Source organism: Clavibacter tessellarius, from assembly GCF_001618005.1.
Taxonomy (GTDB): Bacteria; Actinomycetota; Actinomycetes; order Actinomycetales; family Microbacteriaceae; genus Clavibacter; species Clavibacter tessellarius_A.
Genome location: NZ_LQXA01000035.1, coordinates 220,216 through 234,081 on the forward strand (window position 1 = coordinate 220,216; position 13,866 = coordinate 234,081).

Here is a 13,866-nt window from a genome sequence, read left to right on the forward strand (position 1 = left end):
CTTTTTGAAGGAAATTTCGTCATGGCAACAGGCACCGTCAAGTGGTTCAACGCTGAAAAGGGCTTCGGCTTCATCGCTCCCGACAACGGAACCGCGGATGTGTTCGCTCACTACTCCGCGATCGCGACGGGCGGCTACAAGTCGCTCGACGAGAACCAGAAGGTGGAGTTCGAGGTCGCCCAGGGCCCCAAGGGTCCCCAGGCTGAGAACATCCGCCCGCTCTAACGCCACCCGCCCACCCCTGGTGGGCGACGCACGCTGAGCTTCCGGGAACGGCTCCGACCATGCGGTCGGAGCCGTTCTCCCGTTAACGGGTGGCTCCGGGCGTGGGGGATCATGGGGCCGTGCCCTCCTACCGCATCACCATGACCGTCGGAGCGCTGCGGCCGGGCGCCGATCCCGCCGACGTGCTGCCGGCCGCCGCCCGCGAGGCCGCCGCGCGCGCCACGCTCGAGGCGAACGACATCCAGGTCGTGCGGGGCGAGGCCCGCCTCACCGTCCGCTTCACCGCCGACGACGACGCCATGGCCGAGCGCGTCGCCGGAGCCGTCCGGGCGCGGACCGCGGAGCTCGTCGCCGTCCCGCGGGCGAGCATCACGCGCCGCGACGGCGGCACGTGGACGCGCATCTGACCCCGTGATCCGCGTCCGCGGATCGCTGTGCTCCCGTCCGGAGAGCGCCATGCCGCCGGGCATGCGAGGGGTTCGCCTGTAGTCTCGGATCCTGGAGCCGATGACGCCTCAGGGGGACGCACCATCGGCTTGGGGGGACAGTGATCGGACAGAGGGCGACGCACGGACCGGATGCTCAGGACACGGGCTCCCCGTCGCATCCGGAGGAGCGCGCCGCGCGCGGCACGCGTCCCGACGTCGGGCCCGTCACCGCGGCCGACGGCGCCCGCGCGAACGACTGGCGTCGCACCTACGCGTTCGGCCTCGTGATCACCGACCTCCTCGTGCTCATCTGGGTGGTATTCGGCGTGCAGATCGCCTGGTTCGGCGTGACGACCTCCGACGTCGCCTTCAACGGCGACTACGACGGCGTCACCGTCAGCTACTCCCTCATCTCCATCGTCATCGTCGCCTGCTGGATGCTCGCCCTCGGCATCTACGGCACGCGCGGCTACCGGGTGCTCGGCACGGGACCGCAGGAGTACCGGCTCATCCTCTCGGCCACGGTCCGGCTCTTCGGCATGGTCGCGATCGTCGCGTTCCTCGGCCGCATCGACTTCGCGCGCGGCTACATCATCCTCGCGCTGCCCCTCGGGCTCGTGACCCTCGTGCTCAGCCGCTGGATGTGGCGGCAGTGGCTCAACGTGCAACGCGCGAAGGGTCGCTACTCCTCCCGCGTGCTCCTCATCGGATCCGAGGCCTCGACCGGCTTCCTCGCCCGGGAGCTCGCCCGCCAGCCCTACGCCGGCTACCTCGTGGTGGGGGCCTGCATCCCGTCGGGCGTCATCGCGGCCACCCTCCCCGGCACCGGCATCCCCGTCCTCGGCAAGCTCGACGACCTCCCGGCCGCCATGCGCGCCGTCGACGCCGACACCATCGTCATCGCGAGCAACGACGAGCTCGCGCCGGAGCGGATCCGGGAGCTCAGCTGGTCGCTGGAGCCCGGACGGCAGCACCTCGTGGTCGCGCCGAGCCTCACCGACATCGGCGGCCCCCGCATCCACACCCGACCTGTCGCCGGCCTGCCGCTCATCCACGTGGAGACGCCGCGCTACGAGGGCACGAAGCTCTTCGCCAAGAGGGCCTTCGACATCGTCGCGAGCGTGCTCATCCTCGTGTTCGCGTCGCCGCTCTTCCTCGCGATCGCCGCCACCATCCGGTTGAGCACCCCGGGCCCGGTCCTGTTCCGCCAGGAGCGCGTGGGGATCAACGGTCGCCCGTTCCCCATGCTCAAGTTCCGCACCATGGTGACGGACGCGGAGGCGCGCCTGCTCGACCTGCAGGAGCAGAGCCGGGACGCCGGCAACTCGGTGCTCTTCAAGATGAAGGACGATCCCCGCGTCACCCCGGTCGGGCGGTTCCTCCGGCGCTACAGCCTCGACGAGCTGATGCAGCTCGTCAACGTCCTGAACGGCACCATGTCGCTCGTGGGGCCCCGGCCGCCGCTCGCCCGCGAGGTGGAGACGTACGAGATGAAGGTGCACCGTCGGTTCCTCGTGAAGCCCGGCATCACCGGGCTGTGGCAGGTGAGCGGCCGCTCGAACCTCTCCTGGGAGGACAGCGTGCGGCTCGACCTCTACTACGTGGAGAACTGGTCCATCGTGGGCGACCTGGTGATCCTCTGGAAGACGGCGCGCGCCGTGCTGCAGCGCGAGGGGGCGTACTGAGCGGGCCCGGCTCGCGGTCCACGACGCGGGACGCGTCCGGCGAGCCGGGTCAGCCCGCGTCGGCCTCCCGGGGGCCCGCGACGCCGGCGATGCGGAGGTAGGCGCCCGCCGTGGCGCCGATGCTGAACTCCGCGCGGACGCGCGCGCTCGTCGAGGCCGCCCGGTCGAGCGCGGCGGGGAGGTCCGAGAGGACGGACCGGATCGCGGCCTCCGCCGACGAGGCGTCGCCGGACGCGAAGGTCGCGGCGGGCACGTGGGAAGGGAGGGTGGCCGCGACGTCCGCGCTGCACACCACCGGCAGCCCGACGGCCGCCGCCTCGAGCACGCCGATGCTGTGCGCCTCCCGGCTCGACGGGTGGAAGCACAGGTCGGCGGAGGCGAGGTCCGCACCGACGTCGTCCGAGGGCCCGGGGAGCAGGCGCTCGAGGCCGCGCGCCCGCACGTCCTCCCAGAACCGCGCGATCCTCGGGTCGGTCCGGAGGATCGGGCCCAGCCAGGAGAACGCGACGGCGGCGTCACCCCGCGCGAACCGGTCGACCACGTCGAGCCACAGCTCGGGTTCCTTCTGGCTGGCGACGCGCGCCATGGTGATGACGCGGGCGGGCTGACCCGGGGCCCCGGACCGGCGCGGCAGCTCGCCGGACACGCCGTTCGGGACGAGGACCGGGCGGGCCCTCCGCGGGAAGTGCGCCGCGTACTCGTCCACCTGCTTCCGGCTCACCGCGATGACGGCGCGCGCGCGGCGGCGGCTGTGCGCCTCCGCCTGCCGAAGGAGGGGGGAGGCGAAGTCGTCGGTCGCGCTGTGCAGCACGGACAGCAGCGGCGTGCGGCGGGGGGTCACGATGGCCGAGTAGAGGTTCGGGAGGGCGGAGTGGCTCACCACCAGGTCGGGGTCGATGTCGCGGATGACGCGCCGCAGCCGCCGCCCGCGCGCGACCTTGCCCGTGGAGGCCCCCTCCGGATCGAGGTAGGCCAGCTCGGCGGTGTGGCCGAGCCGACTCCACTCCGCGGCGAGGCTCGCGACGAGCGTCTCGGCGCCGCCGATCTGCGGCCGGAGGAGCAGCTGCAGGATCCTCACGATGCGTCTCCCCCGCCGGCCCGCGCGCGCCCCGTGCGGGTGAGCAGCAGCAGGAGGAGGAGCATGCACGCCTGCGTGACCAGGAAGGCGAACGCGGCCCCGACCGCGCCGGAGAGCGACGCCAGGACCGCGACGAGACCGAGCTGGATGGCGACGAGGGAGAGCGTCACGAACGACACCGCCCTGTCCCGACCGAGGCTCTGCAGGAAGACGGCGACGGGCTGGTTCACGATGGCGAACAGCGTCCCGAAGGCGAGGACGCGGAGGACGGTGGCGGACTCCGCGTAGGCGTCGCCCACCAGCACGTCCACGAACACCGGGGCGCCGATGATCACCACGAGGCACGCGGCCAGGGCGGCGCCGGGCAGCCACAGGGCCCTCTTGACCTGCGGCCACGCCGCGCTCCAGGACCGTGCGCGGGCGACCACGGGGACGGCCGCGGCCGCGAAGGCCGAGACGGCGAGCCCCATGGGCTGCGTCCAGCGGTTGACGGCCCCGTAGATCCCCGCGGCGGCGGGTCCCGCCACGGCTGACATGATGGCGACGTCGAGGACCTGGGACGTGGCGGCCATCGAGCTCAGCCCGTAGAACCCGGAGCCGCGCCACGGGTGGCGCCGCAGCTCGGGGGTGACCAGGAGCCGGCGGCGCCCCGGCATCTGCGACACGAGCAGCAGGGTGCCGCCGATGGAGCCGCAGACGAGGGCCAGCCACAGGGAGGCCGCGCCGTCCGCGCCGAGCAGCATGCCGCCGAAGAGGACGAGCATCCCCACCAGGCGGTCGACGACCAGGGACAGCGAGACGACGCCGATGCGCGAATGCGCGCGGAGCGGGACCTGGGCCGTCTGCGAGATCAGCAGGAACATGGCGATGGGCGCCGCGGTCCACAGCCACGGATTCGGTGAGAGGGCGTGGAGCAGGACGCCGCCGATCGTGAAGGCGACCAGCGCGATCAGCGTCTTGGCGAGCGCGCGGCGGGCGAGGTCGTGCGTGGTCAGCGCACCCTTCGCCGTCTCGCGGATCCAGAGCGAGTTGGTGCCGAAGTCGAGGACGCCGACGGCGCTCGTGGCGATCGCGATGGCCGTGACCACCTGCCCGAACGCGGTGGGGCCGCTGACCCGCGCGGCGAACAGGTAGATGAGCGCCGTGAGGATCTGCGCGAACGCGGTCGACGCGGCCAGGAAGGTGGCCTGCCGTCCGAGACCGCCGGACGGCGCGGGAGCGGGTGCCGCGTCCGTCACAGCAGCGCCGACGTGAAGCGGGAGGTGCCCATGTCGGGGACCGGGGCGGGACGGTCCGCGCGGCACGCATCGGCCATCCCCGACGCGATCGCGTCGACCGTGAGCGGGGTCCAGGTCGCGTGGGCGGGCACGGCGTCCGCATCCCTCCGGAGGCTCGCGGCCCCCGACAGCAGCAGGCGCGTGCCCGACATGACGGCCTTGCCGAGGATGCCGCTGGGGCCCTCGTTCGAGTGCGCGAGGACGACGCAGTCCACGGCGCCGATGGCGGCGTCGAGCTCGACGTCCTCGAGCATCCGGTCGACGACCACGATCCGGGCACCCCGCCGCCGGGCCTCCTCGAGATGCGGCTCGGCCGCGGCCAGCTGACCGTCGTAGACGGAGCCGCCGACGAACAGGCCGGTGCCCTCCCCGGCGATGCGGGCGAACGCCTCGGCGACCAGGGGCAGGTTCTTGCGCGCGGTGATCGCGCCGACCACGCCGAACCACCGGCGCTCCCCGTCGATGCCGAAGCGCTCGCGGAAAACCGCGACGTCCGCGGTCGCGGCGGCCAGCGTCACCGGGTCGTTCGCGACGGGGAAGCGGGACCTCCCGGCCCAGACCGAGGACTTCAGGACGGTCACGGTGGTGGATCGGCGCAGGCCGGCCAGCGCCATCGTCGCGCGCTTGGACCACTGACGGGCCAGCGGACGGAGCGCCTGGTCGCGACGCAGCACCGGTTCGCGCATCACCAGCGCCGTGACATGGGGCAGGTCCCTGCCACGGCGCGTCACCAGCGACACGAGGTGGCGGTCGCCGTCCGGGATGACGATGCGGCGGGCGCCCTCCCGGAGCGCCACCCGCGAGGCGGACGCCACGTCCGCGCGGGGGACGTCGACGACGGTGAACGCCGACGGCAACCCGCCGAGGAACTCCGCCGCATGCGGCCCGTCCATCTGCCCGGGACGGGTCACGAGCACGGGTCGCCCACCCTCGGCGAGGATCGCGTCCGCGAGGAGGCGCACGTAGTAGAAGCGGTGGCCGTCGCCGTTCCCCTCGAGGATGAGGACGGGTGCGCCGGTGGCGTCCGGCGCGGGTCGTCCGGCGCTCATGCGCGGAGCTCCTCGGCGTCCGACCGCAGCCGGGCTGCGCGGGTGGCCGGGATCAGCACGCGTGCCCGGGTCGTGTCGTGCGCGGGGAGGCCGGTGCGCACGGCACGGCCGCGCGCTCGGACTCCGACGACAGCTCCGGACATGCCCGTACCCCCATGCGACTCGTCCCCTCCCGACGTCGGCGAGAGGGACGAGCCCCCTGCCCGGACCAGTATGCCCGACCCCGTGCGGGTGTCCGCCCCGTGCTGCCGTCGGGGACCGGGACGCTCCGGCGACGCCGGGCTAGGGTCGTTGTGAGGGGTGGCGCCGTCGCGATGACGCGCACACCGGTCCGATCCACCGACGAGCTGGGGCCGTCGGGCGCATCACGGGTCGTCGGGCACCCCCGATCGTCGAAGGGGGAGACGATGGAGGACATCGTGCGCACGGGATCAGCAGACGAGGGCCGGACGTGAGCCGCCGGGTGGCGGTGACGCAGCCGTACGTGCCGGGGTACCGGGAGCGGCTGTGGTCCACCGTGATCGAGGAGCTCCGCGAGGCCGACGTGGACTGCCGGGTGTTCTACGGCGGGGACCGCGAGCAGGAGCGGGACGTCGCGGCGCGCGGCGACGGGATCGAGCCGGGCTGGGCCAGCCGCATCGGCGTCCTCACGCTGCAGCCGGTGCGCTCCGTGCCGAAGTTCGTGTTCCGGCGCCTCCCGCGCACCTGGCGGGGCCGGGACGTGCTCCTCGTGACCGAGATGCAGGGCACCAACCTGAACGCCTGGCTCCGTGCCGGGCTGCGTCAGAAGTACGTGACGCTCGGGCACGGGATCTCGGCGACGACCACCCAGTCCCCGCTCGCCGACGCCGCGGAGAACCTCCTCAACTCGCAGGCCACCCGCGCCCTGACCTACACGGAGACCGGTCGTCGCCACGTGCTCGCCTCGACACGGCTGCGCGACGACCAGGTGTCGGCGTTCCGCAACTCCACGGACACGTCGCGGCTGCAGCGGGCGATGGACGACGTCACCCCCGCGGACACGGCGGCGTTCCGCGAACGGCACGGCATGCCCGCCGACGCGCGCGTGTCCTTCTTCCTCGGCGCCCTCAACCGCTTCAAGGCCGTCGACCTGCTCGTGGAGGCCGCCCGCATCGTGTTCGCCGCGGATCCCGCGCAGTGGCTCGTGGTGGCGGGTGACGGGGAGTCCCGCGGGCTCGTGGAGCGTCTGGCGCGCGAGACGGGACGCGTCGTGCTCCTGGGGCAGGCGGGTCCCGCGGACTTCGCCCCGGCCGCCGCCATGTCGCACTCCCTGCTGAACCCCGGACGTGTCGGCCTCGTCGCGGTCGACGCGCTCGTCATGGGCCTCCGGGTGGTGACGACCTCCGGTGCCGCGCACGCTCCCGAGCACGAGTACCTGCGACCGGGGGTCGACGTCGTCGAGGTGCCGCCGACCCCGGAGGACTACGCACGTGCCTGGATGGCGGAGGAGGAGCCGGCCGACGCGCCGGCCGCCGACCACCCCACCATCGAGGCCGCCGCCCGCACCATCAGCGCGACCATCCTCGACGCGCTCGGACCGGCCTGAGGGGAACCGGGCGGGTCGGGACTCGACGCTGGCGGGACATCAGCGGCATCCCGGTGGAGAGATCGCGCGGAAGACGGGCCCTGCGCTCCTAGACTGCAGCCGCCGCGCCATTCCCACAGTGACGGACCAACCCGGGTCCGCAGTGGGTCTGCGTCGAGGGAGAGCAGTGAAGCACCACCACGCCCATGCCCGGGGGCCGTCGCACACCGTCCTGCGCGACTCCGCGCCGACACCCCGCCATGAGGACCGGCGCCTCCCCCGATGAGGATCGTGCAGTTCGTCTCCGCGGGCCCCGCGGAGCATGCCCTCGACGGTGCCCTCCCGGAGGCCGTCGCGCAGTGCCGCGAGCTGGAGCGCCGCGGCCACGACGTCATCCTGCTCGTCGCGCGCCTCGGCGACGCCGACCTCCGCGTCGCCGGCGTGCGGATGGTCCTGCAGCGCGTGGAGGCGATCCCCGGATCACCCGTGCTGCGCTCCCCCGCCGTCCGCGCCTGGCTCATCGCGCACGCGCGGGAGATCGACGTGCTCCACGTCCACGCGGGACCGGACCTGCTCCACCTCGAGGTGGCGTCCACCGCGCGGCGACTCGGCATCCGCTACGTCATGCAGGCGCACGTGACCGAGAGCCCGGGCGGCGGGACGCCATCGGCGTCCGGCCTCCGCGGCCCCGCCGCCCGGGCCATCCGGGGAGCGGCCGCCGTCCTCGCCCGGTCGGACGACGAAGCCGCGACGCTGCGGGCGCGGTTCGCCCACGTCACCGTGCTGCGGGTCGCCGACGGCCTCGTCGACGCCGGCCCCCTCGTCGAGACGCTCGAGGACGGGATCCCGGACGACCTCCGCGAGCTCGGGCCCGTCATCGTCCCCGACGCGCCGCCGGAGGTCGTCCCGCGTGCCGTCGGGGTGGTCCTCGCCGACAGCGCCCTCCGCGAGCGCGTCGCCGACGGGACGGACGCGGTCCTCCCGGAGCTCTCCTCGATCGGCGCGACGGTCGACGCGCTGCTCGCCCTCCCCGAGTCCGGCCGGAGCGCGGCGACCCGGCCGTCGGTCGTGTGGGTGACCAACCTGGCACCGCCCTACCGCGTCCCCGTCTGGGACGCGCTCGCCCGCGAGGTCGACCTGGAGGTCTGGCTGCTCGAGACGGACGAGCGCCTCCGCAGCGACGACAACAACCGGGGCGACGACTGGACCGCGGGCGACCGCGCGGCCGCGTACCGCACGCGGTTCCTGCCCAACCGCGTCGTGCGGCGCGGCGAGGCCCGGCACTACGTGACCGGGTGGCTCCCGCGTTCCTCGCTCCGCGGCAAGGACGCGATCCTCATCGGCGGGTGGGACTCCCCCGCCTACTGGGTGGCGTCGTGGTCCGCGAAGCTCGCCGGCGTGCGGCGCGTGGGGTTCTACGAATCCCACCGGTTGTCGCAGCAGCACCACGGCGGCGTCGTCGCGCGCGTGCGCCGCGCGTTCTTCCGGAGCATGGACGAGATCGTCGTGCCGGGCATCGCCGCGTGGGAGGGCCTCGTCGCCGAGGGCATCGACCCGCAGCGCATCCGGGTCGGGTTCAACGCGGTCGACGTCGAGGGCATCCACGCGCGGACCCGGGCGGCGCGACTCGCCGCCGGCCGACCCACGGGGCCGGTGGGCTCGCGACTGCTGTGCGTCGGACAGCTCATCCCCCGGAAGAACGTCCTCAGCCTCATCGAGGCGCTGGCGGCGCCCGAGCTCGCCGCGTGCACCCTCACCGTGGTCGGCGCGGGCCCGGAGCGCGAGGCGCTGGAGGGTCGTGCCGAGGAGCTCGGCCTGGGCTCGCGCATCACGTTCGCCGGCTACGTGCCCGTGGCGGATCTCCCCGAGCAGTTCGCGCGCCATGACGTGCTCGTGCACCCGGCGCTCCAGGAGGTGTGGGGCCTGACGGTGAACGAGGCCCTGGCTGCCGGGCTGACGGTGGTCGTCGGCGAGCACGCCGGTGTCACCCCGTCCGTGCGGGACATGGCCGGCGTCATCGTCAGCCCGGTGTCCGTCGAGGGGCTCCGGACCGGGATCGCCGCGGCCGTGCCGGCCGTGCTCATCGACATGCCGGAGATCCTCCTGCGGACGCCCGCGGAGTTCGCGGCCACGTTCCGCGACGCGATGCTGGTCGACCGCGTCGGGTCCCGCCGCCCCGAGCGCGCACGCGGCACGCGGGCGTGACGGGCGCCGGGTCGTCGCACCGTCCCTGACGGGGATCCGTCCACAGCGTCCGCGCACGCGCATCCGGCGAGCCCGGGCGGCGCCGCGGTCGCGGGTACAGCGGTCACCGGGCGACAGCCTCCGCGGCGGGCCTCGATCCCGGTCGCCGCCCCCGGAGGAGCCGGTCGCCGGGCAGCTCCACCAGCCGGTGCAGGAGGAACGCGCCGACCAGCCCGAGGGCGAGGGCGAGCGCGAAGGCCGGCGCCCCGTCGATCCCGAGGTCGCGGAACCCGGGCTGGGCGAGGCGGATGACGAAGACGTGGTGCAGGAGGTAGAAGCAGTACGACGCCTCCCCCAGCCGCACCGGGAGCCGTGCCCGGAGCACGCCCGGCACCCCCGCGATGTCGCGCTGGGCGGCCGCGACGATGAGCAGCCCGAACGGCAGCACCACGAGCGCGGCGACGCCGTACGCCGAGGGCCAGATGCCCACGGAGAGGTACACGGCCGCCGCCAGCGCGACCGCCGCGTGCCAGTCCACCGCGGGGAGGGCGTCCCTCTTCGCCAGCACGCCGAGGATCATGCCCACCACGAACTCGGGGAGGCGCGACGGCGGGAAGTAGTACGCGAGCCAGATCGAGACGGTGTCCGCGTCGAGGCCCATCTCGCCGGCGTCCCCGGACACGAGGGCGGCGAGGGCCACGGGGACGGCGACCATCGCCAGCAGCAGGACCGCGAGCGCCCGGTGCGTGAGGCGTCGCAGCCCCCGGATGAGGAACGGGAACACCACGTAGAAGAACGCCTCGACGGAGAGCGACCAGGCCGGCACGTTGATCGCGAAGTAGGAGTCGGACGTCGGCGCCCACGCCTGCAGGAGGAACGGCGTGAGGGGTCCCCGCCCCAGCGAGCGGGGGTCGAGCACGGCCCAGAGCGCGGCCGCGAACAGCAGCGACGCGAGGTAGGCCGGGTAGATGCGCGCGAAGCGCCTCCGGTAGAACGGCACCGCGCGATCCGCGGGTCGTGACGACCAGGCGAGCAGGAAGCCGCTGAGGACGAAGAAGAAGGTCACCCCGCTCCGGCCCTGGCCGAACAGGACCTCGAGGACCCTCGCCGTGTCGCCCTCGAAGAACACCAGCCCGTGGAAGCCGAACACCACGAGCGCGGCGACGAACCGGAGGCTCGTCAGGCGGTCGAGGCGGGCCGGTGGCCCGGGCGCGACGACGGGGGGGGGGAGCTCATGGGCGGATGTCATCGCCGCGTCCCTCCTCGTAGACGTCGGTCAGGCCGTCGACCACGGCCCGGATCCCGAAGGACTCCGCCACGGCGACGCGCATCCCCGCGACGAGCGCGTCCCGAGCGTCCTCCCGCGTGAGGATCGCCTCCACAGCGTCCGCCAGCTCCTCGGCCGACCCGTCGGTGACCGCGGCGGCGCCGAAGGCCTCGAGCTCGTCGGCGATGCCGCAGTCCCGGGTCATGACGACGGGGGTGGCGACCGCCATCGCCTCGAGCACGGTCATCGGGAAGACCTCCCGCACGCTCGGCAGCACGTACGCGTCCGCGCCCGCCAGACGTGCGCCGGACGTGCCGGGGGCGATGCTGCCCTCGTGCGCCAGCGGCAGGCCGGTGCGCGCGGCGATGAAGGCGGTCAGCGCGGGCAGGTCGCCCTCGTCCGGGCCGACCACCGCGAACCGCGCGCGGACCCCGCGTCCGTGCAGGAGCGCGGCCATCTCGGCGAACGCCATCACGCGCTTGCGCGGGTGCAGGCGGGCGAGGAAGAGGACCTCGGGGACCCGGTCGGCATCCCGCGTGCGCGCGACCGCGGCGGGCGACACCCCGTTGCGGATCCGGACGACGCGAGCGCGCCCCCGGGACACGACGCCGAGCCCGCGCTCCTCCTCGTCGGTGAGCGCGAGCACGGCCCGCGCGCCGGACAGGGTGCGCCGGACGGCCAGGGCGTCGAGCACGCGCGACTTCGCCCGGGCGTCGTCGGCGACCATCCCGTGCGTCTGCAGCACGTAGGGCACGCCCGCGCGGCGGCAGACGTCGGCCGCGGCGAGGGCCAGGAGGTGGCGGCCGAGATGGAGGTGGACGACGTCGAAGCCCCGGACCTGACGGCGCAGCCCCCGGATCAACGCGGGCGACAGGAGTCCGCTGAAGCCGAGACCCGGCAGGGGGCGAGCCCGGAACAGGCGCACCTCCACGCCCTCGACCTCGAACGGGACCTCGCCGTCCCACCCGGCGACGAGCACGACGTGGTGGCCCTGGCGGGCGAGCTCCCGGCACTGCTCGACGGCCACGGACACCGGGCCCCCGAACGCCCCGTCCGCGGAGACGTAGGGGATGACGTGCGCGATGCGCAGCGGGCGCGTCACGAGGAGGGGAAGCGCGAGCCGACCACGGCGCCGTCGGGCCCGGAGACGATGGCGCCGTCGGGCACCTCCCCGGAGATCACGGTCATGGGGCGGGCGAGCGCGGAGCGTCCGACGTGGGCGCCGCCGAGCACCATGCACCGGGACGTGATCCACGCCCCCGGCTCGACGACGATCGGCCGCGTGAGGAGCGCCATGTCCCGCCGGTGCGCGTGGCTGCCGGTGGTGAGCATCGTCTCCTGCGAGAGGACGACGTCGTGGCCGATGGTGATCCGGTCCTGGTTGTGGAACCAGACGCCCTCGCCGATCCAGGAGCGGTCGCCGATGCGCAGCTTCCACGGGAACTTCACGCGCGTGCGGGGCCGGAACACCACGCCCTCGCCGATCTCCGCCCCGAACGCCCGGAGCGCCCGGATGCGGAGCGCGGAGCTGATCTGCCACGGGTTCGTGACGAGCAGGAGCTCGACGGCCGCCCACAGGTACACCGTCCGCTTCGGGCGGTCCCAGGCCTGCCGCTCCCCCGGCGCGCGGGAGAGGTCGATGACGGGGACGGTCGCGGCGCGCGGGGCGTCCGCGGTCACGCCGAGACCCCGGTCCGGAGCCCGGCCAGCTGCTGGGCGAAGCGCACGTAGCGCGCGTGGGCGCTCACGGGCGAGTAGCGGTTCTGGAACATGCGCTGGGCGGCGGACGTGAGGTCGGCCGCCCGGGCGGCGTCGCCGCGGAGGTCCTGCGCGGCCTGGAGCAGCCGCTCCGGGTCGCCGGGCGGGATGATCGCCGCCGCGCCGTGCTCCCGCACCACGCCCTCGGTGATGCCGCCGTCCTCGACGGCCGCGATGATCGGCCGCCGGCTGCTCGTGTAGGAGGTGAGCTTCGACGGCATGCTCATCTCGCGGACGCCGGGCTTCTCGTTGAGCAGGAGCGCGTCGGCTGCGGCCAGCGCGTAGGGGTAGTCGTCGCCGTCGAGCGGCGGCACGAAGCGGAGCGAGCGGATCCCCGCGCCCTGCTCCTCGAGCGCGGCCCGCTGGTTGCCGTCGCCCACGAGCACGAAGTCGATGCCGAGGTCGCGCGCGTCCGACAGGCGGGCCGCCTCGACGACCGAGTCCAGACCCTGCTTCATGCCCATGTTGCCGGTGTGGACCACGGTGAACGCGTCCCGGGTCCAGCCGAGGCGCGTGCGCGCGGCGGCCGTGGAGACGTCGACGGGGGTGATGTGCGTGAAGTTCGGGAGGCTGACGATGCCCTCGTCGGCGACGCCCTGCTGGATGAGGAGGTCGCCGAAGCGCGGGGTGATGACGCCGATGCGGTCGGCGCGGCGGAGCAGCGCGTACTCCCCCGACGCGATGAGGCGCGACGCCCGGCCGCCCGTGGTGCCCGACTCCCCCGCGGCGTTGCCGGTGAGGTCCTGGACGAGGACGCCGAACGGGCGCCTGCCGTGGCCGAGCGCCCCGGCGGCCAGGCCGGCGAGCGAGGGGGTGACCGCGATCACGACGTCGCTGCGGTCCCGGCGCACCTCGCGGAGCGCCCCCTGCAGGAACGAGGCCTCGAGCTTGGCGCGACCGACGAGGTCGGGGGTCTCGGGGATGGCGTGGCGGACGCGGGTGATGCGGACGCCGTCGCGCATCTCCTCCCAGCGCCGGCCGCGCTCGTACCGCGCATCCTGCAGCTTCCACTGCGGGTAGTGCGGGATACCCGTGACGACGTGCACCGTCGCCCCCGCGTCCGTCAGCGCCTCCGCCATCGCGGTCGTGTACGGCGCGATGCCCGTCGTCTCCGGCCAGTAGTTGATGCCGACCAGGCAGACCGCGAGGCCCCCCAGGTCGTCCGCCGCGCGCGTGCGTGCAGCGTCGGTCGTTCGAAGATCCCCCATGAGGACATTGTGACCCCTCGATGTTTCGATGACGTGAATCCTGCGCCCCGCGGCGCTCCCCGATTCCCGGGCCCAGCGCCGGGACCAGTAGATTCGTCGGGACGGCCGGCCGACGCGGAGCGACTCCGCGGGCGCCGCCGAACGGACATCTGGGGGGATCC

Annotated in this window: 12 protein-coding genes; 5 read left to right on the top strand and 7 right to left on the bottom strand. The window is 74.2% G+C overall.

What is annotated here, in order from left to right; genetic code table 11:
- Positions 1-21: 21 nt before the first annotated feature.
- From AWH51_RS09955 to AWH51_RS09965, 3 genes are all read left to right on the top strand, one after another.
- Positions 22-225 (top strand): cold-shock protein, encoded by a 204-nt coding sequence (locus AWH51_RS09955; protein ID WP_012038298.1) that lies wholly within the window; start codon positions 22-24, stop codon positions 223-225.
- 119 nt (positions 226-344) lie between these two features.
- Positions 345-632, top strand: a complete 288-nt coding sequence (locus AWH51_RS09960; protein WP_063071903.1) for a hypothetical protein — start codon at positions 345-347, stop codon at positions 630-632.
- A gap of 140 nt (positions 633-772) precedes the next feature.
- Positions 773-2,338 (top strand): sugar transferase, encoded by a 1,566-nt coding sequence (locus tag AWH51_RS09965; protein ID WP_063071904.1) that lies wholly within the window; start codon positions 773-775, stop codon positions 2,336-2,338.
- Positions 2,339-2,387: 49 nt separating this feature from the next.
- On the opposite strand, the gene AWH51_RS09970 is transcribed toward AWH51_RS09965, so the two are convergent.
- From AWH51_RS09970 to AWH51_RS16290, 3 genes are read right to left on the bottom strand one after another with little or no spacing between them, the layout of a single operon-like run.
- A complete protein-coding gene (locus AWH51_RS09970) occupies positions 2,388-3,416 on the bottom strand; it encodes a glycosyltransferase family 4 protein (protein WP_063071905.1) in 1,029 nt (342 codons plus the stop codon).
- A complete protein-coding gene (locus tag AWH51_RS16045) occupies positions 3,413-4,654 on the bottom strand; it encodes a lipopolysaccharide biosynthesis protein (RefSeq protein WP_063071906.1) in 1,242 nt (413 codons plus the stop codon). The genes AWH51_RS09970 and AWH51_RS16045 overlap by 4 nt, the downstream gene beginning before the upstream one ends.
- Entirely contained in the window at positions 4,651-5,742 is a 1,092-nt protein-coding gene (locus tag AWH51_RS16290; RefSeq protein ID WP_063071907.1) for a hypothetical protein, read from the bottom strand. Before AWH51_RS16290 ends, AWH51_RS16045 begins: the two co-directional genes overlap by 4 nt.
- A gap of 451 nt (positions 5,743-6,193) precedes the next feature.
- Here AWH51_RS16290 and AWH51_RS09985 point away from each other — a divergent pair, with 451 nt between their 5' ends.
- A complete protein-coding gene (locus AWH51_RS09985; RefSeq protein WP_063071908.1) occupies positions 6,194-7,309 on the top strand; it encodes a glycosyltransferase in 1,116 nt (371 codons plus the stop codon).
- Between the two features lie 261 nt (positions 7,310-7,570).
- The gene (locus AWH51_RS09990; RefSeq protein ID WP_063071909.1) at positions 7,571-9,493 is read left to right on the top strand and encodes a glycosyltransferase; all 1,923 of its coding nucleotides are present in this window, start codon (positions 7,571-7,573) and stop codon (positions 9,491-9,493) included.
- Positions 9,494-9,596: 103 nt separating this feature from the next.
- Here the strand turns inward: AWH51_RS09990 and AWH51_RS09995 are convergent, their stop codons facing one another.
- The 4 genes from AWH51_RS09995 to AWH51_RS10010 are packed head-to-tail and all read right to left on the bottom strand — an operon-like array spanning position 9,597 to position 13,705.
- Entirely contained in the window at positions 9,597-10,721 is a 1,125-nt protein-coding gene (locus AWH51_RS09995; protein WP_063071910.1) for an acyltransferase family protein, read from the bottom strand.
- Positions 10,705-11,841 (bottom strand): glycosyltransferase, encoded by a 1,137-nt coding sequence (locus AWH51_RS10000; protein ID WP_063071911.1) that lies wholly within the window; start codon positions 11,839-11,841, stop codon positions 10,705-10,707. The genes AWH51_RS09995 and AWH51_RS10000 overlap by 17 nt, the downstream gene beginning before the upstream one ends.
- Positions 11,838-12,419, bottom strand: a complete 582-nt coding sequence (locus tag AWH51_RS16050; RefSeq protein ID WP_063071912.1) for an acetyltransferase — start codon at positions 12,417-12,419, stop codon at positions 11,838-11,840. Before AWH51_RS16050 ends, AWH51_RS10000 begins: the two co-directional genes overlap by 4 nt.
- Positions 12,416-13,705 carry a glycosyltransferase family 4 protein gene (locus AWH51_RS10010; RefSeq protein WP_063071913.1) on the bottom strand — a complete coding sequence of 430 codons (1,290 nt, stop codon included), beginning with the start codon at positions 13,703-13,705 and terminating at the stop codon, positions 12,416-12,418. Before AWH51_RS10010 ends, AWH51_RS16050 begins: the two co-directional genes overlap by 4 nt.
- Between the last annotated feature and the right edge of the window lie 161 nt (positions 13,706-13,866).

Coding starts and splice junctions, on each gene's coding strand:
- AWH51_RS09955 (WP_012038298.1), top strand. CDS start 22: ATGGCAACAGGCACCGTCAAGTGGTTCAACGCTGAAAAGGGCTTCGGC.
- AWH51_RS16290 (WP_063071907.1), bottom strand. CDS start 5,742: ATGAGCGCCGGACGACCCGCGCCGGACGCCACCGGCGCACCCGTCCTC.
- AWH51_RS09990 (WP_063071909.1), top strand. CDS start 7,571: ATGAGGATCGTGCAGTTCGTCTCCGCGGGCCCCGCGGAGCATGCCCTC.
- AWH51_RS09995 (WP_063071910.1), bottom strand. CDS start 10,721: ATGACATCCGCCCATGAGCTCCCCCCCCCCGTCGTCGCGCCCGGGCCA.
- AWH51_RS10010 (WP_063071913.1), bottom strand. CDS start 13,705: ATGGGGGATCTTCGAACGACCGACGCTGCACGCACGCGCGCGGCGGAC.